Origin of the sequence: Pseudomonas sp. NFX1, assembly GCF_051123555.1 — a bacterium.
Classification (GTDB): domain Bacteria; phylum Pseudomonadota; class Gammaproteobacteria; order Pseudomonadales; family Pseudomonadaceae; genus Aquipseudomonas; species Aquipseudomonas capeferrum.
On sequence record NZ_CP169366.1, the window covers coordinates 1,592,064 to 1,608,966 of the forward strand.

Annotated in this window: 15 protein-coding genes and 1 pseudogene; 7 read left to right on the forward strand and 9 right to left on the reverse strand. The window is 64.7% G+C overall.

Annotation, left to right across the window (positions count from 1 at the left end; genetic code table 11):
- The first annotated feature begins 28 nt into the window (after positions 1–28).
- The 7 genes from DJ563_RS06850 (at position 29) to DJ563_RS06880 (ending at position 8,891) form a co-directional block, all read left to right on the forward strand.
- A complete protein-coding gene (locus DJ563_RS06850; RefSeq protein WP_434519110.1) occupies positions 29–1,582 on the forward strand; it encodes a UxaA family hydrolase in 1,554 nt (517 codons plus the stop codon).
- A gap of 43 nt (positions 1,583–1,625) precedes the next feature.
- Positions 1,626–3,206 carry an aldehyde dehydrogenase (NADP(+)) gene (locus DJ563_RS06855; protein ID WP_434519111.1) on the forward strand — a complete coding sequence of 527 codons (1,581 nt, stop codon included), beginning with the start codon at positions 1,626–1,628 and terminating at the stop codon, positions 3,204–3,206.
- A gap of 131 nt (positions 3,207–3,337) precedes the next feature.
- Positions 3,338–5,833, forward strand: coding sequence for a DNA ligase D (gene ligD / locus DJ563_RS06860; RefSeq protein ID WP_434519112.1), 2,496 nt, complete (start codon positions 3,338–3,340; stop codon positions 5,831–5,833).
- Positions 5,833–6,876: an acyl-CoA dehydrogenase family protein gene (locus tag DJ563_RS06865; protein ID WP_274099236.1), complete on the forward strand. Its 1,044-nt coding sequence runs from the start codon at positions 5,833–5,835 to the stop codon at positions 6,874–6,876. Before ligD ends, DJ563_RS06865 begins: the two co-directional genes overlap by 1 nt.
- The gene (locus tag DJ563_RS06870; RefSeq protein ID WP_047583198.1) at positions 6,873–7,622 is read left to right on the forward strand and encodes a PIG-L deacetylase family protein; all 750 of its coding nucleotides are present in this window, start codon (positions 6,873–6,875) and stop codon (positions 7,620–7,622) included. The genes DJ563_RS06865 and DJ563_RS06870 overlap by 4 nt, the downstream gene beginning before the upstream one ends.
- A 10-nt stretch (positions 7,623–7,632) precedes the next feature.
- Positions 7,633–8,232 (forward strand): class I SAM-dependent methyltransferase, encoded by a 600-nt coding sequence (locus DJ563_RS06875; RefSeq protein ID WP_033697940.1) that lies wholly within the window; start codon positions 7,633–7,635, stop codon positions 8,230–8,232.
- A complete protein-coding gene (locus DJ563_RS06880) occupies positions 8,229–8,891 on the forward strand; it encodes a glycosyltransferase (protein ID WP_033697942.1) in 663 nt (220 codons plus the stop codon). Before DJ563_RS06875 ends, DJ563_RS06880 begins: the two co-directional genes overlap by 4 nt.
- A 98-nt stretch (positions 8,892–8,989) precedes the next feature.
- Here the strand turns inward: DJ563_RS06880 and DJ563_RS06885 are convergent, their stop codons facing one another.
- The 9 genes and pseudogenes from DJ563_RS06885 to DJ563_RS06925 form a co-directional block, all read right to left on the reverse strand.
- Positions 8,990–9,850: a Ku protein gene (locus tag DJ563_RS06885; protein WP_434519113.1), complete on the reverse strand. Its 861-nt coding sequence runs from the start codon at positions 9,848–9,850 to the stop codon at positions 8,990–8,992.
- Positions 9,851–9,962: 112 nt separating this feature from the next.
- Positions 9,963–10,544, reverse strand: coding sequence for a nucleosidase (locus DJ563_RS06890; RefSeq protein WP_434519114.1), 582 nt, complete (start codon positions 10,542–10,544; stop codon positions 9,963–9,965).
- 72 nt (positions 10,545–10,616) lie between these two features.
- The gene (locus tag DJ563_RS06895) at positions 10,617–11,738 is read right to left on the reverse strand and encodes a carboxylate-amine ligase (RefSeq protein WP_434519115.1); all 1,122 of its coding nucleotides are present in this window, start codon (positions 11,736–11,738) and stop codon (positions 10,617–10,619) included.
- Positions 11,739–11,741: 3 nt separating this feature from the next.
- Complete coding sequence (locus DJ563_RS06900; protein ID WP_434519116.1) at positions 11,742–12,695, reverse strand: methyltransferase; 954 nt, start codon at positions 12,693–12,695, stop codon at positions 11,742–11,744.
- Entirely contained in the window at positions 12,695–14,029 is a 1,335-nt protein-coding gene (locus DJ563_RS06905) for an iron-containing redox enzyme family protein (RefSeq protein ID WP_434519117.1), read from the reverse strand. Before DJ563_RS06905 ends, DJ563_RS06900 begins: the two co-directional genes overlap by 1 nt.
- Positions 14,030–14,046: 17 nt before the next feature.
- Positions 14,047–14,244 (reverse strand): hypothetical protein, encoded by a 198-nt coding sequence (locus tag DJ563_RS06910; protein WP_033697948.1) that lies wholly within the window; start codon positions 14,242–14,244, stop codon positions 14,047–14,049.
- A gap of 62 nt (positions 14,245–14,306) precedes the next feature.
- Positions 14,307–14,426 (reverse strand): annotated as a pseudogene (locus DJ563_RS06915) (general stress protein); the annotation flags it as partial.
- 222 nt (positions 14,427–14,648) lie between these two features.
- Positions 14,649–15,932 carry an NTP/NDP exchange transporter gene (locus DJ563_RS06920; RefSeq protein WP_274099244.1) on the reverse strand — a complete coding sequence of 428 codons (1,284 nt, stop codon included), beginning with the start codon at positions 15,930–15,932 and terminating at the stop codon, positions 14,649–14,651.
- A 4-nt stretch (positions 15,933–15,936) separates the two neighbouring features.
- Positions 15,937–16,845: an aldo/keto reductase gene (locus tag DJ563_RS06925; protein WP_434519118.1), complete on the reverse strand. Its 909-nt coding sequence runs from the start codon at positions 16,843–16,845 to the stop codon at positions 15,937–15,939.
- Between the last annotated feature and the right edge of the window lie 58 nt (positions 16,846–16,903).

Here is a 16,903-nt window from a genome sequence, read left to right on the forward strand (position 1 = left end):
GCCCCGCACCCTATTTGAGGTGATTGTCATGCAACTCATTACAACAACAGGCAGCGAACACACTGCCAACGCCGTGATCCGACTCAACCCGCTCGATGACGTGCTGATTGCCCGCCAGGCACTGCCCGAAGGGCTGCTGCTGGACGAAGGCATCACCGTTCGCCAGGCCATCCCCGCCGGGCATAAGGTCGCTGCGCGTGACCTGGCTGTCGGCCAGCCGTTGCGCCGCTACGGCCAGATCATCGGCTTCGCCAGCGAGGCCATCGCAGCGGGCCAGCATGTGCACGTGCACAACCTGGCCATGGGCGACTTTGCTCGCGACTACGCCTTTGGCGTCGATGCCCGGGGTGTGCAGGCGCCCAACGATGACACCTTCATGGGCATCGTGCGGGCCGATGGCCGGGTCGCCACGCGCAACTATGTGGGTATCCTCACCTCGGTGAACTGCTCGGCCACCGTGGCCCGGGCGATTGCCGACCACTTTCGCCGGGACATCCACCCCGAGGTGCTGGCGCCGTATCCGCACGTCGATGGCGTGGTGGCGCTGACCCACGGGGTCGGTTGCGCCGTCGACCCCTCCGGCGAAGCCTTGGCCATGCTGCGCCGTACCTTGGGTGGCTATGCCGTGCACGCCAACTTTGCCTCGGTGCTGCTGATCGGCCTGGGCTGCGAAACCAACCAGATCCCCGACCTGCTCGCCGCGCAGGGGCTGGAAAGCAGCCACACCCTGCGCACCTTCACCATCCAGGGCAGTGGCGGCACCAGCAAGACCATCGCCAGCGGTATTGCCCAGGTCAAGGCGTTGCTCGCCGAAGCCAACCAGGTCGAGCGCCAGCCGGTCAGCGTGCGCCACCTCACGGTCGGCCTGCAATGCGGGGGCTCGGACGGCTATTCGGGGATTACCGCCAACCCCGCCCTGGGCAATGCCGTGGACCGGCTGGTGGCCGCAGGCGGCACCGCGATACTGTCGGAAACCCCGGAAATCTACGGCGCCGAGCACTTGTTGACACGTCGCGCGGTAAGCCAGCAGGTCGGTGAAAAACTGATCGCGCGCATCCAGTGGTGGGAAGCCTATTGCCAACGCATGGGCGCCGAACTGAACAACAACCCCTCTGCCGGTAACAAGGCCGGCGGCCTGACCACCATCTTGGAGAAGTCACTGGGGGCGGTGGCCAAGGCCGGTTCCAGCGACCTGGTGGATGTCTACGAATACGCAGAACCGGTGCGCGCCCATGGCCTGGTGTTCATGGACACGCCCGGCTACGACCCGATCTCTGCCACCGGCCAGGTCGCTGGCGGGGCCAACCTGATCGCCTTCACCACCGGCCGCGGTTCGGCCTACGGCTGCGCGCCCTCCCCGTCGATCAAGCTGGCGACCAACACGCGCCTGTGGGAAACCCAGGAAGATGACATGGATGTCAATTGCGGCGGCATCGCCGACGGCAGCATGACCATCGAAGAACGGGGCCTGCACATCTACCAGATGATGCTGCACATCGCCTCGGGCGAACGCAGCAAGAGTGAACAGCACGGCTACGGGCAGAACGAGTTCGTGCCTTGGCAGATCGGCGCCATCACCTGACGGTTCGCTTCACGTACCCGTTTTAACGTTTATTGGAGCTTTCATGACCCAGATTCTTGGTCACAACTACATCGGCGGCCAGCGCTCGGCGCAAGGCAGCACCCGGCTTGTCAGCCTCGACGCCAGCACAGGTGAAGCATTACCGGGCGTTTTCAGCCAAGCCACCGAAGCTGAAGTGGATGCGGCTGCAACCGCTGCAGCCGCCGCCTTCCCGGCGTATCGCAACCTGCCTGCCGAACGACGCGCAGTGTTTCTGGATGCCATTGCCGACGAACTCGATGCGCTGGGTGACGACTTCATCACCACGGTCTGCCGCGAAACCGCCCTGCCCGCAGGCCGCATCCAGGGCGAGCGGGCCCGCACCAGTGGCCAGATGCGCCTGTTCGCCAAGGTGCTGCGCCGGGGCGATTTCCATGGCGCACGTATCGATCGGGCCCTGCCGCAGCGCCAGCCACTGCCGCGCCCGGATCTGCGCCAGTACCGTATCGGGGTCGGCCCGGTGGCCGTGTTCGGGGCCAGCAACTTCCCCCTGGCATTCTCCACTGCCGGTGGCGATACCGCCTCGGCGCTGGCCGCAGGCTGCCCGGTGGTGTTCAAGGCGCACAGCGGCCACATGGCCAGCGCCGAAGCGGTGGCCGATGCCATCCTGCGGGCGGCGGTACGCAGCGCGATGCCTGCGGGCGTGTTCAACATGATCTACGGCGGCGGTGTCGGCGAATGGCTGGTCAAGCACCCGGCCATCCAGGCCGTCGGTTTCACCGGCTCGCTCAACGGCGGTAACGCGCTGATGCGCATGGCCGCCGAACGGGCGCAGCCGATTCCGGTGTTCGCCGAGATGTCCAGCATCAACCCGGTAATCCTGCTGCCTGAGGCGCTGGCACAGCGAGGCGCCACGCTGGCCCGCGAACTGGCGGCATCGGTGACCCTTGGCTGCGGCCAGTTCTGCACCAACCCCGGCCTGATCCTGGGGTTGCGCTCAGCCGCATTCAGCCAATTTGTCGTGCACCTGCAAGCGCACATGGCCGACCAGCCGGCGCAAACCATGCTCAACGCCGGCACCCTGGCCAGCTATCGCCAGGGTTTGCAGCACCTGCACGCTCACCCCGGCATCAGCCACCTGGCAGGCGCCGAGCAAGGCGAGCGCCAAGCGCAGCCGCAGCTGTTCCAGGCGGATGTCGGCATGCTGCTGAACGGCGACCCGCTGTTGCAGGAAGAAGTGTTCGGGCCTGCGACCCTGATCATCGAAGTCGAAGACCAGGCGCAACTCAAAGCGGCCGTGCAGGCCCTGCGCGGGCAACTGACTGCCACGCTGATGGGCGAAGCAGCGGAGCTGCCGGGCTTCGCCTGGCTGAGCGAGCTGCTGCAGGAAAAGGTCGGCCGCGTGTTGCTCAATGGCTACCCGACAGGCGTCGAGGTGTGCGATGCGATGGTGCATGGTGGCCCGTACCCTGCCACCTCGGATGCGCGCGGCACGTCGGTGGGCTCGCTGGCCATCGACCGCTTCCTGCGGCCGGTGTGTTTTCAGAATTACCCGGATGAGCTGCTGCCGCCGGCGTTACAGAACGCCAACCCGCTGGGGATCTGGCGCTTGGTCGATGGCGAGGCTAGCCGTTCAGCCTGCTGAGGGCCGCCGTGCAGCCGCCCCGACGAACACCGGGGTGCGCTGAGGGGCGGCTGCCCACACGGAAATTTTGAACTCCCTTCGCACCGCCCTCTCCCACCTGAAGAGCCCCCGCGATTCTTCAGGACCCCGCCATGGCCAAGCCCCTGCAGGAGTACCAGCGCAAACGCGACTTCAACGCCACGCCCGAGCCCAGCGGTAGCCGTGGCCGAGGCAAGCAGCCCCATGCCCTGCAGTTCTGCATCCAGAAGCACGACGCCAGCCACCTGCACTACGATTTTCGCCTGGAGCTCGACGGCACGCTGAAAAGCTGGGCGATCCCCAAGGGCCCTTCGCTGGACCCGAAGGTGCGCCGGCTGGCCGTACACGTCGAAGACCACCCGCTGGACTACGCCGACTTCGAGGGCAATATACCGGAAGGCCACTACGGCGCCGGTGACGTGATTGTCTGGGACCGGGGCATCTGGGAGCCCGAAGGTGACGCGCAGCAGGCCTATGCCAAGGGCAAGCTGCGTTTTCGCTTGCAGGGCGAGAAACTCAATGGCGTATGGAACCTGTTTCGCACCCACCTTGGGGGCAAGAAAGAACAGTGGATGCTGGTCAAGTCGCACGATGGCGAAGCCCGCAGCGAGGCCGAGTACAGCATCGTCGAGGCTCAGCCCGACAGCGTGCTCAGCGAGCGGACCCTGGTCCCCAGGGCGCGAAAAACGGCCGGCAAGGCGGCGCCCCGTACACCACGCAAACGCAAGGCGAGCGCCCAGCAGGCCGCGCTACCCGATACGCTGCAACCGCAACTGGCCACCCTGGTCGACTCGCCACCGGCCGGCGATTGGTTGTACGAGGTGAAGTTCGACGGCTACCGGATTCTCGCGCGCATCGACGGTGATGACGTACGCCTGTACACCCGCAACGGCCATGACTGGACTGCCAAGCTGCCGCATCAGCAAGCCGCGCTGCGCAACCTGGGCCTCGATTCGGCCTGGCTGGACGGCGAAATGGTGGTCAACGACGCCCACGGCGTGGCGGACTTCCAGGCCCTGCAGAACGCCTTCGATAGCGAAGACGATCAGCACATCCTCTATTACCTGTTCGACCTGCCCTTTCTGGGCGGCCAGGACCTGCGCCAATTACCACTGCAAGAGCGGCGCCACACCCTGCAGCAATTGCTGGACCAGGACGACTCAGAGTGGCTGCGGTTTTCCGAAGGCTTTGATCAGCCAGTCGACTCACTGCTCGACAGCGCCTGCCGCATGAAGCTCGAAGGCCTGATTGGCAAACGCGCCGACAGCCCTTACACCGGCCGACGCAGCGCCGACTGGATCAAACTCAAGTGCCAGCAACGCCAGGAATTCGTGATAGTCGGCTACACCGACCCCAAGGGCAGCCGCAGCGCCTTTGGCGCGTTGCTACTGGCCGTGCACGACGAGGGCGGCGAGTTGCGCTACGCCGGCAAGGTAGGCACCGGCTTCAGCGCGGCCACCCTGGACAGCATTCATGCGCGGCTCAAGCCTTTGCAAACGGCCAAACCACCCTTGAGCCAACCACCGACCGGTGCCGAAGCGCGGGGGGTGCATTGGCTCAAGCCGACCCTGCTGGCCGAAGTGGCCTACGCCCAGATGACCCGCGACGGAGTGGTGCGCCACGCGGTGTTCCATGGGCTGCGGGATGACAAACCTGCCACCGCCATCGATCTGGAGCACGCCATGCCTGGCAAGTCCGTCGCCAAGCCCAAGGCTCAGCGCAAACCCGAGGCGCTGGGCGAACTGCGCCTGACCCACCCTGAGCGCATCATCGACGCCACCCGCGCAACCACCAAGCGCCAGGTGGCCGAGTACTACGCGCAGGTCAGCGAGTGGATTCTGCCGCAACTGAAAAACCGCCCCGTGGCGCTGGTACGCGCCCCCGATGGCCTGGCGGGTGAGCTGTTCTTTCAGAAAAACGCCGACCAGCTGCACATCCCCAATGTGGTCAGCTACGACAAGAAAGCGGCCGGCCAGGCCGCCATGGTCATCAACCGCGCCGACACCCTGCTGGGCGCGGTGCAAATGAACATGCTCGAACTGCATACCTGGAACGCCACCGACAAGGATTTCGACAAGCCGGACCGCTTCATCCTCGACCTGGACCCGGACCCTGCGCTGCCGTGGAAGGCCATGCTGGAGGCCACGCAACTGACCTTGACCCTGCTCGACGAGCTCGGCCTGAAGGTGTTCCTGAAAACCAGCGGCGGCAAGGGTATCCACCTCGTCGTGCCACTGACCCGCAAAGCGGGCTGGGACGAGGTGAAGGACTTCAGCCATGCCATCGTCGATTACCTGGCCAATCTGTTCCCCGATCGGCTCAGCGCCGTGTCGGGGCCGAAGAACAGAGTCGGGCGCATCTTCATTGACTATCTGCGCAATGGCCAAGGCGCTACCACCGCGTGTGCCTATTCGTTGCGGGCGCGAGAAGGCCTGCCGGTGTCCGTGCCCATCTGGCGCGAAGAGTTGGCGCAACTCAAGGGCGCCAACCAATGGCACATCGGCAACCTGCACGAACGCCTGGCCGAAGTGGACGACCCGTGGGCCGACATGGGCAAGACCCGTCAATCGATCACCGCGCGCATGCGCAAACAGCTAGGGCTGGGCTGATGAGCATCATTCAGGACTTTGATCTGAACAACCTTGACCGGCTGTTGCGCGCTTTCACCGAACGGCCGCAGGCGCTCAACCTCGATACCCAGCTGCCAGCGCTGATCCAGGCGTTGCAGGCTGACCACCTTGACCTGCTGCCCTTGCCGGGCCAAGGCAACACCTTGCGGCGGTGGCAGAGCCTGGCACGCATCGCTGGCTGTGACATGGCCCTGGCCAAACTCTACGAGGGCCATACCGATGCCTTGGCGATCCTTGCCGAATGCGGCGCCGCGCACCATGCCCAGGAGGGTATCTGGGGCGTGTGGGCTGCCGAACCGCCGAATGCCCGCGCACGTATCGTCGAACGCCAGGGCGAGCAGGTGCGCCTGGCTGGCCGCAAGGCCTGGTGTTCAGGTGCCTTGCAGATCGACCGCGCGCTCATCACCGCCTGGGGCGATGACGAGCAACCGCAGCTGGTAGCCATAGAGCTGTCGCACCCCAGCCAAGGCTTGAACATCGAGCACTGGCAAGCTGTGGGCATGGCCACCACGGCAAGCGTCGACGTCGAGTTCAACCATACGCCCGGCATCGCCATCGGCAAGCCGGGGCAATACCTGTCGCGCCCGGGCTTCTGGCACGGCGGGGCTGGCATTGCGGCCTGCTGGTACGGCGCGGCGGAGGCACTGGCCGATTACCTGCGCGAACACTGTCGCAACCCGCGCCCCGACCCGCATGCCGACGCCCACCTAGGCGCGGTCGACGCGGCCTTGCTTGGTGCCAGGGCGGCGCTGCGCGAGTGTGCAGCCTGGATCGACCGCGAGCCAAGCGCGGATGCCAGTTTCGAGGTGCGGCGCACCCGCGCGCAGGTCGAACAAGCCGTCGAGCAGGTGATCCATCACGTGGGGCGGGCACTGGGTGCCTCGCCGTTCTGCCGCAGCAGCCACTTTGCCCGGTTGAGCGCCGATTTGCCGGTCTTTATGCGCCAGAGCCACGCCGAGCGTGACCTGGCAGCCCTCGGACAGCAGCTGGCGAACCTGCCAGCAGGAGCTTGGCAGTTATGAATTTGATCGCGTCCAGCAACGGCACCCCCTGGGCTGACTGGCAGCATGCCGCGCACCTGGCCAGGGCCACCTGGATCGACCCCGGGCAACTGTGCCCGCCGGGGCGTCGCCTGGTACTGATCGCCCCCCACCCGGATGATGAAATTCTCATGGCGGGCGGCTTGCTGGCGGGCTTTCACGGGCGCGAAGAAGACCTGGTACTGATTTCGGCCACCGATGGCGAGGGCAGCCACCCAGGCTCCAGGCACTGGACCGAGCACCGCTTGCGCAGGCAACGGCCGCTGGAGAGCCGCCACGCCCTGCAACAGCTCGACCTCGACCTCAACCGCCTGGACTGGCGCAGGCTGCACCTGAAGGATGGCGCGCTACCGCGCGACGAGGCTTTTCTGGTCAACCACCTGAGCCAGCTGCTCAAGCCCGACGACCTGCTCATGGCCACCTGGCGCAACGATGGCCATTGTGATCACGAAGCGGTTGGCAGGGCCGCCGCGCAATCGGCACTGGCGCGCAAGGTGCAACTGGTGGAGGTACCGGTATGGGCGTGGCACTGGGCGCAACCGGACGACCCTCGCCTGCCCTGGCCGCGGGCTCATCGCGTGCAGCTCGATGAAGCCCGCCTGGCCCGCAAGCGCAAGGCCCTGGCTGCGCACGCCAGCCAGCTGGAGCCGGATGACGGCCAACCGCCCGTGCTGCCCGCCGCTTTGCAGGACTGCCTGCTACAGCCATTCGAACTGGTGTTCTTGTAAGGGAATCGACATGAGCCTCGACGCGCAATACTTCGCCGACCTCTACGCCAGCAGCGAAGACCCCTGGGCCTTCCGCACCCGCTGGTATGAAAAGCGCAAGCGCGAGCTGGTCATGGCCAGCCTGCCTCGCCAATGCTACCAGCGTGTTTTTGAACCGGCGTGTGCCAACGGCGAACTCAGCGCCTTGCTGGCCGAGCGTTGTGCCGACCTGCTGTGCCAGGACCTGGACCCGACCGCGGTGGGCCTGGCCCGTGAACGCCTCGCGAACGTGAGCCACGCCTCGGTCGAACTAGGCAAGCTACCGGGTGACTGGCCCGGGGGGCGCTTCGATCTCATTGTGTTGAGTGAGCTGGGTTACTACCTCGACCCGACAGACTGGCTGCAGGTCATCGAGCAGTCGGTCGCCAGCCTGAGCTATGACGGCGGCTTGCTGGCCTGTCACTGGAAACACCCGATCGCGGGCTGCCCGCAGGATGGCCGCGAGGTGCACCGGATGCTGGGCAAGCATCTACCGCTGTATCCGGTGTATCGCCACGAGGAAGCGGACTTTCTACTCGAATATTGGTCATGCCAGCCCAGCGTGGTGGACCTTGACGAGACCTGCCCATGATTGCCGTGGTGATCCCCGCGCACAACGAGGCGCGCCGCCTGGGCCGGTGCCTCAAGGCGGTCAAGGTCGCGGCCGCGCAGGCCGAGCAAGCGGGCTACCAGGTCAGCATCCTGGTGGTGTTGGACCGCTGCAGTGACGGTAGCGCGGCGGTGGCCAGGCGTCATGGCGTGCAGACGCTGGACGTTCACGCAGGCAACGTTGGCATGGCACGCAGGGCTGGGGCCGCCAAGGTGATCGAACAAGGCGCCAGCTGGCTGGCCTGTACCGATGCCGACAGCCAGGTGCCGCCGCACTGGCTGCTGTCGCAACTGGCGTTTGGGGCAGATGTGGTCTGTGGAACGGTGCATGTGGAATGCTGGCAGCCTTGGCAGAAGGCTGCCTTGCGTCGGCTGTACCTGAGCCGCTACGAGGCGCGTGAAGGGCATCGGCATATTCACGGTGCCAACCTTGGGGTCAGCGCGCAGGCCTATCTGCAGATTGGCGGCTTCCAGCCGTTGCCAGCGCATGAGGATGTACAGTTGGTGCGCGACCTGGAAGCGCAAGGGGCGCAGATTTCGTGGACGGCAAGGCATAGTGTGGCCACCAGCAGCCGGCGGGACAGCCGGGCTCGGGAGGGGTTTGGGGATTATTTGGCGAGCCTTGAGGTGACGGTGTCGTGATTGGGATCCTGGGGCTGCTTTGCAGCCCTTTCGCGACGCAAGGCCGCTCCTACACCGATCGCGTTCTTTTGGACTGCCCCCAAAATCTCAGCCATGACTCATGAAGCCTTGCGCGTACGCTTTGCAGGTTTCTTCTCGGCCTCGGGCTTTTTCTTCCCCGCCGCCCCACCCTTGCCGCCCAAGCTGCGCTTGAGCAGTTCGGTAAGGTCGATAATGTCGGCACCTTTCTCTGCAGTACCGCCCTCGCCCTTCTCCACCACGCTGATCTTGCCCTTGCTGGCTTTCTCTTCCACCAGGTCCATGATGGTCTGGCGAAACGCATCCTGATACTCATCCGGCTGCCATGAGCCGCTCATGTCCTCGACCAGCCGCTTGGCCATGTCCAGTTCACGTTTGTCCACTTTGGTATCGGTCACGCTCTTGTCCAGCTCCAGCGTCTCCAGCCCGCGCACTTCTTCGGGCCAGCGCAGGGTGATCATCACCAGGGCATCATCCAGCGGGCGCAGCAGCGCCAAGTGCTGACGGGTATGCAACACCACCGTGGCCAACGCCACCTTGCCGGTGCTGGCCAGTGTTTCGCGCAGCAACGCATAGACCTTGCCGCCGCGGCGGTCGGGGCTCAGGTAATACGGGGTATCGAAATGCTGCAGGGGAATTTCGCCGGCATCGACGAACGAGAAGATATCGATGGTCTGGGTCGCTTCAGGCCGGGCCGTGCGGATCTCTTCCTCGCTGATCACCACATAACGGCCTTTCTCGTACTCCACACCTTTGACGATGTTGTCCTTGTCGATCTCTTTGCCGGTGACCTTGTTGATTCGCTTGTAACCGACCGGCTCCATGCTGCGTTTGTCCAGCCAGTCGAAATCGACCCGCTCGGTGCGCACCGCAGTATTCAGCGAGACGGGGATGTGCACCAGCCCGAAACTGATCGCGCCCTTCCAGATTGCCCTTGCCATGGTTAAGTCACCTCCCTCCAGCCCTGCGCCTATCGGAGCCTCTACTTGAAGTGACTGCGGCGCGCTGGGAAGGTTTAGTCAGGCTGCCCTGCGGCGGGCAGCGACTCGGTGCTTAGTTGAACAACACGCGCTTGAAGGCCTCGGCGGCCAGGTGCACTTGCACCGACCAATCGTCTGCGGCTTCGCTGCCGGCATCGTCGGAAATGTATTTGAGGCAGACGAATGGAATGCCTTCGCTGCGGGCAATCAGTGCCAGTACGTAGGCCTCCATGTCGACGACGTCGTAAGGTGCCTTGCCGTGGCTGGTTTCGAAATTGTCACCTGTGCCGCAGGTTTCCAGGGCAAGCCCTGGAATTGGCTCGCCGTGTTCGAGCAGAACGGGGATGTCCGACAGCGGCGTCTCATAGCGGGCGAAGCCCAGTGGCGTGACATCCATGTCGCGCTGGACGAAACGGGTGCAGCACACCACTTCACCCTTGCCATGGCCCTGGCTGCCGGCCGAACCCAGGTTGACGATCAGCTTGGGCTTGCGTTGGGCGATGGCCTTGGTCAGCGCGATAGCAGCATTGACCTTGCCGATGCCAGTGAACACGGTGTTCACCTCAGCAAACACAGTGCCAGCCTCGGCCTCGAGGGCGAAGACGAACAGCGTGTCATCCAGTGAAATGTCGGGGAATTGCTTGATCAGCATCATGGCGCAGGGGTTCCGGGTGGCTGCAAAAGGCGCGGCCATTTTCGGCCAACCCTGCCGAATTGCAAGCCCCGGCTACTGTTGCGTATGCCCTTGCCTGATCACCTGCTCGACCACGGCCTGTAGCGCTTCGGTGGCGTTCTTCCCGGCGGCGCACGCCTGCTCCAGGCATTCAAGCTGTCGGTCGGCACTGGTGCCCTCACGCAGGATACGCCGGGCATGCTCGAAGGCGCGTTCGGCGTCCACGGTGTCGACGGGGAACTGCCCCTGCAACTGCGCCAGCCAGCCTTCGGCCGTGACCGGCTGTTGCTCCTGGGTACCAATGAACTGGCCTTGGCGGCCGTAGCGCAGGGCGCGCCAGTAATTCTCCTGCGCGACCCAGCGCAACTCCCGGTTGAAAGGTGCGCGCGCCTGCCTTGGCTGCAAGCTGTGTTCCACCAAGTGGCGAAACACCCCGGCGATGCTCAAGGCGTCCTCAAGGCAGGGGCAGCCATCACAGATACGCAGCTCGACGGTGGGAAAACGTCGCGACGGCCGGATGGCCCACCAGAAGTCACCGTCAGCAGCCAACGAGCCGGTGCGCTGAAGCAAAGCCCGGTAGCGTTCATAGGCAGACCAGTCGGCCAGCGGCTCGGGCAACCCCATGTGCGGCCACTCGCCACAAATGACCCGCCGGTAGCTCATGTAGCCGGTACTCTGGCCCAGCCACAAGGGTGAGGAGGTACTGAGAACCAGCAGCAGCGGCAGCCAGTGCACCAGCCGATTGATCAATTGCATGCGGTCGCAGTCCGCCGGCACCCCCACGTGAACATGCAAGCCATTGAGCAGGCTGCGCCGCGCCACATGCTGGTAGTCGTCGAACAACTGGCGGTAGTGCACGCACGGCGCAGGCTTGTGCCGCAGCCAGGCTGCATTCGGGTGGCTGCCCGCGCCATACAGGCCCATGCCTTGTGCCGCCAGCACCTCGCTCAATCGCTGCCGGGCATGCGAGAAGAACTCGCGCGACTCGAACAGGTTGGCGAACACGGGAGAGGCGACTTCTATCTGGCTGCGGAACATCTCCTGGGCAAAATGCTGCCCCAGTACTTCACGACACTGCCTGACCAGGCCCGAGGCAGGCATCGCCGGCACCTTGCCGGTAGCCAGGTCCACCAACAGGTATTCCTCCTCGATGCCAAACGTACAAGGCCGGGCCATGCTTCAACCGTTACGGGTAACGGTAAGCGCAACGGCGGCAATGCGCTCGACGTGTTCATAGCCGGGTTCGTCAAGCTGTTCGCCAAACACGTCGGGGTCGATTTCCCGGTATACCCAGGACCATTGCGGGCCCGCCAGGCGCAGGCGAACAGCCTCAAGCAGCGCGTCCCGGCCTTCTACAATCGCTACCCCGGTGTAGAGCAACAAGGTACCCCTCATGCTCAGGCGTTCCCGGGCCTGTTCGACGATGCGCAGTGACAGCTCGGCGCCCAGCGCCCCGCCACCGTGGCGGTAGGTGCGCGCATTGTGGTCGAGCATGTAGGGCGGATTGGCCACGATCAGGTCGAAGGTGCCGGTAATGCCGTGAAGCAAATCACTCGGCTCCACGGACACATTGCTGATGCCCGCCAAGGCCGCGTTGATGGCGGTATAGCGCAACGCCAGCGGGTTGATGTCCAGCGCGCTGACTTGGGCATGGGGGGCGGCGCGGGCGATGAGCAATGCCCCCACGCCACTGCCGCAGCCAATATCGACCGCGTGTTCCACGCGATCCGGGCAGCGTTGCAGATGGTCATGAATGACCTGGGCAAAGCGGTAGCTGTCGGGGCCGAAGAACACCGCGTCACTGGCGTGTGTGGGGTACGCGGAATGCACCAGCAACAGGTCGTCCAGGCTCGACCAACGCACCTTGCTGGCCAGCAGTTCACCGCGCTGCTCCAGCACCTGCGCATGCTGCAACGCTTGCAATTCGTCGGCCGAAAGCAACGAAGGCGCAAACGGCCGGCTCCAGCCGAACACGTCGCGCAAGTTGCTCGCCTGCCGGGCGCTGTCACGGGCGTTGTTGCGCGCATGGGTGGCGGGGGTTACACAGGTGAAGCGGTAACCGTCCGCACGCAAGCGCTTGCCTAGCTGCAGCAGTGCCAGGTCTGCCTGGGCTTGCTCTGGGTCTAACATCATCACTGACATCCTTCTTGAACCAGGCCAGTGGCGTTGACGAAGGCCTGAGTAGCCAACAACCCCTCCGGCGACGCGTGACGGTTGCCGGCCATGCGCTGCACCAGGGCCTCCACAGTCTCTGGGCGCTGGCTGACCATGGGCCTGTCATCCGCCGACACGTTGATGTCCCAGCTACCCGGCATGACGCGCCGGATAGGCGCCTGCCAGTCGCCAGCGATCCAGTCGTGCCACAACTGCTTCTCGTAGGCCGTGAATACGCCGAACATGGCCGCAGCAGGTCCGTCGATCAGTTTCCACCAGCGGCTGTTTACCGGGTTCTCCCCGCGCCGGATCCACCCTTGGGCCTGCAGCGCATCGACGAAGGCCGGCATGGCGCCGGGCTCGGCCAGCCATTGATTGATGGTGCGCTTTTGCAAACGGCAGTGATCGGCGTGCATGAACTGGCCGTATTGGCGCTTGCGCTCCAGCGCTGCGAACAGCTGGGCCTGCAGGTCGAACTCGGCGACCAAGGCGCTCGCTGGGGTGCCCAGGTCGTTCAACCGGTAGCCGCGCCGCACCCGTTGGTAGAAGTGCTGTGCGTCCTGTGCCGGGCACAGTTGCCGTAACGCCTGGAGGGACAGCTGGGCATGGCCGCTGGCGGCGTTGTCGATGGTGACATGCAGCTGAAAGTAATGGCCGTCGATGCCCAGCTCCGCCAGCTCATACGTGGTAATCAGCAAATGCAGCGGCGGCTGCTCGTAACCCAGGTTGTACCCCAGCACTTCCGGCAGGAATGCGTCCCCGTGCTGCCCAAGGGCCAGTTGCACGGCACCTTGCAAGTAGCGCTGGTCGTCCAGTTGTGGCAGTTCCAGGCAGCCCAGACGGCTCAGCAGCCGCTGGTAGATCAGCACATGGTTGCAACGCGGGTCGCCATTGCCCAGCTCTTCCAGGTAGGTGCGGATCAGCCCGTGGTACCGCGGGTCGCGCCAGTGCTGCAACGTGCCGTGCAGCCAGGCACCGTCCACCGCCTTGGTGGGTGCAACCTGCTGCAGAAACCACAGGGCATGGGCGCGGTTGCTGAAGAAGTGGCGTGGCGCACCTTGGCGGCGTTGCTGCAGGTAGTCGGCATAGGCCTTGGCGACTTCGCCGGCATGATGATCGCTCCAGGCAGGGAGCTGTGCGGGGGTGTCAGGCAAATCATCCGGCCAGTGCTCGACGCGCGCGATTTGTTCACGCAGCCAGGCGGCGCTTGTGGCGTCCGGGCCTTCCAGGAGGTTCTGGTACCGGTGTTGCAGGCTCAGGTTTGCTGCGCGAGCCCCTGCATCAGCAGCGGCCTTGCGGGTAATGACCGTCATGCCGAGCTCCTCTGAACTTATTGGGCCGGTTTTTGCCCCGGCATAGGCTCGGGGTCAGGCGCAGGCTGCGGCGCTGGCAGATCATCCGGTTTTTGCATTTGCAACGATGGCTTGCTGGGGTCGGCGTCTTTGCCAGGGTGATTGTTGTCTCGGTCGAAACAACCACCCATCAGCGTCATGGCGCCCACCAGGGCGACCCAATGAGTCAATCGCATGGGAAGTCCTCCGTTGTGTTCAATTGCAGTGCCAGGTCGCCCCGGCACTGCGTATTCCTCAATTACGAACGGCCGCCTTTACGGCTGGTGTCGTGAGGCATGTTGCCCCCCGAAGACTGGCCACCTTTACGCCCCGCTTCAGAGGCCTTCTCGCGGTCGTTGGCGAAGTTGCCCGGGTTCTTGCTGCCGCCTTGGCTGCCTTCCTTGCCCTGGGTGCCGGTGCGGCTGTTCTCTTTGTTAGCCATGGTCGTGAAACCTCATATGACTTCAGGAAGCACGGCACTGTGCCGTACATAGGTTCGGAGTTCGGCGATATCGAGGGATTCGTTTTATTGCGACAGGTTCGGACCGGTGGCATTAAATAAGCGGCAGCTGCATATTTGGTGCGCCAAGTGACGTCTGGCTTACTCGGTATCCGTTGTATCGAGACGCGCCTGCCGCCGCCCCAGCCAGCCGCCGGTCGCCGCCCACCCCAGGGCTATCGCGGCCCCCATCAGCATCGCCAGTTGCGGGTGCTCGGCCATCACGTCCAGTGCCCGCTTGACCCAACCGCTAAGGGCGTCACCGCCGCGGTAGACCACCGTGTCGATAAAGTTCTTGGCCTTGTACTTGTCCTCTGCCGACAGGACCGTGAACAGCATCTCGCGCCCAGGCCGCACCAGCGCATACTCACCGGCCCGGCGCACCACCATCACCACGACGAAGGCGGCGAACACCGGCGCCAGTGCCAGCCAGACAAAACCTGCAGCCATTACCAACGGCACCGCCACCAGCAGCACCCCCACGCCCATTCTCCGGGCCAGGCGCCCGGTCAGGAACACCTGGGTGAGGATCGCCAAGGCCTGGACCACGGTGTCGATCAGGCCGAACACCTGGGTTTGCCGTGTGCGGTCGGTGAAGGTCTCGCTGACGATGCGCGCCTGTTCGAAGTACAGGAACGTGCTGACGCTGGCCAGCAGTACCACGAACAGCGCGATACCTAGCAGATAGGGAGAGCGCAGCACCGCCGTGGCGCCGGCGAACGGGTTGCCACCCAAGGGTTTCGACGACGAGCGCTGCAGGTGCGCCGGTAGTGGATGACGGGCCCGCCAGCGCTGCAAGTACAGCGTTGCGCCCGTGCTGCCGAGCAAGAACAGGCCCGCCAGCACCAGCAGGCCGGCATGCCCCAGCGGGCCCACCAGCACGGTGCCCAGGATCGGCCCGCTTAGCCCGCCCAGGCTGGCACCGGCCGCCAGCAGGCCGAACAGGCGTTTGCCTTGCTCGGTGGAAAACAGGTCGGCAAGCACGCTCCAGGCCAGCGAGATGGTCAGCAGGTTGAACACCGACAGCCAGATGTAGAACGCCCGTGCCGTCCACAGACCGTCTGGATCACGGGCAAAGAGCACGGCGAAGAGCAGCAGGTTGCTGGTGAAAAAGCCATAGGTCCACGGCAGGATATGCCGCCGACGCACTTTCGACGCCAGCCAGCCAAACAGCGGCAGGCACGCCAGGGTAGCAACGAAGGTGCCGGTAAACAGCCATTGCAGGTTGTCTACGCCACCGGCCACGCCCATGGTCTCGCGCACCGGGCGCAGCATGAAGTAACCGCTGAACAGCAGGTAGAACAACAACAGCCCGGCAAGCACCGCAGGCCCTTCACCCGGTTGAAGGTTCAACCCGTTGCCCAGGCGCCGCCGCCAGCCTTGCATCGCGTCAGGCAAACTGGTCGATCAGCGCCTGTTGCTGCGCTTGGCTGAGCAGCGGCGTGTGGCCGGCCTTGAGCTGATCGAGCTGTCGATCAGGGCGGCTGGTGGCGGGTATGACCGTGGTCACTGCCGGGTGGCTGATGGCGAACTTGAGAAACAGCTGCGCCCAACTGCCGATACCTGCCTCTGCAGCCCAGCCAGGCAAGGGCTGGCCCTTGACCTTGGCGAACAGCCGGCCATCGTCGAACGCCCGGTTGATCAGCACTGCAACGCCCTTGTCCTGGCACAGCGGCAGCAGTTCGCGCGCCGCATGTGGCGCATTGACCGAATAGTTGATCTGGATGAAATCCAAGGGCTCGCTGCGCACGATCCTGGCGACTTCATCCTGGCCGCTGTTCAGGTAGTGGGTGATGCCGACGTAGCGGGTCTTGCCCTGCTGCTTGAGTTCACGGGCATAGGGCAGCTGGGTCTGCCAATCGCGCAGGTTGTGGATCTGCAGCAGGTCGACCTTGTCGGTGCGCAGGCTGCGAAGACTGCCGGCCCACTGCGCTTGCGCGTCGGCGAGGCTGTCAGCGGCGATCTTGGTGGCAAGGAAGCACTGCCGGTGCCAACCGCCTTCTTCCAGTAATTGGCCAAGGATACTGTCGGCGCCGCCATAGTTGGGTGAGGTGTCGATGACCCTGCCGCCACCCTCGAAGAAGGCCTTGAGCACCGTGGCCAGCTGTTGGTACTCGGCAGTGCCGGCTTCGACCTCGAAACTGCCAGAGGTACCGGCACCGATCACCGGCAGGGCTTCACCGGTGGACGGGATCTTGCGGGTCAGTAGCCCGCTGGGTGCGGCAGCGCGCAACCAGGGGCTTGCGGCCAGCAGCCCCAAGGCCGCGCTGGCGCGCAGGACATCACGACGTGCGTACATGGAAAAGCTCCCGTCATGAATCGGAAACTTTCAAGGCTAGCCGCTCTACCCTGCGCCG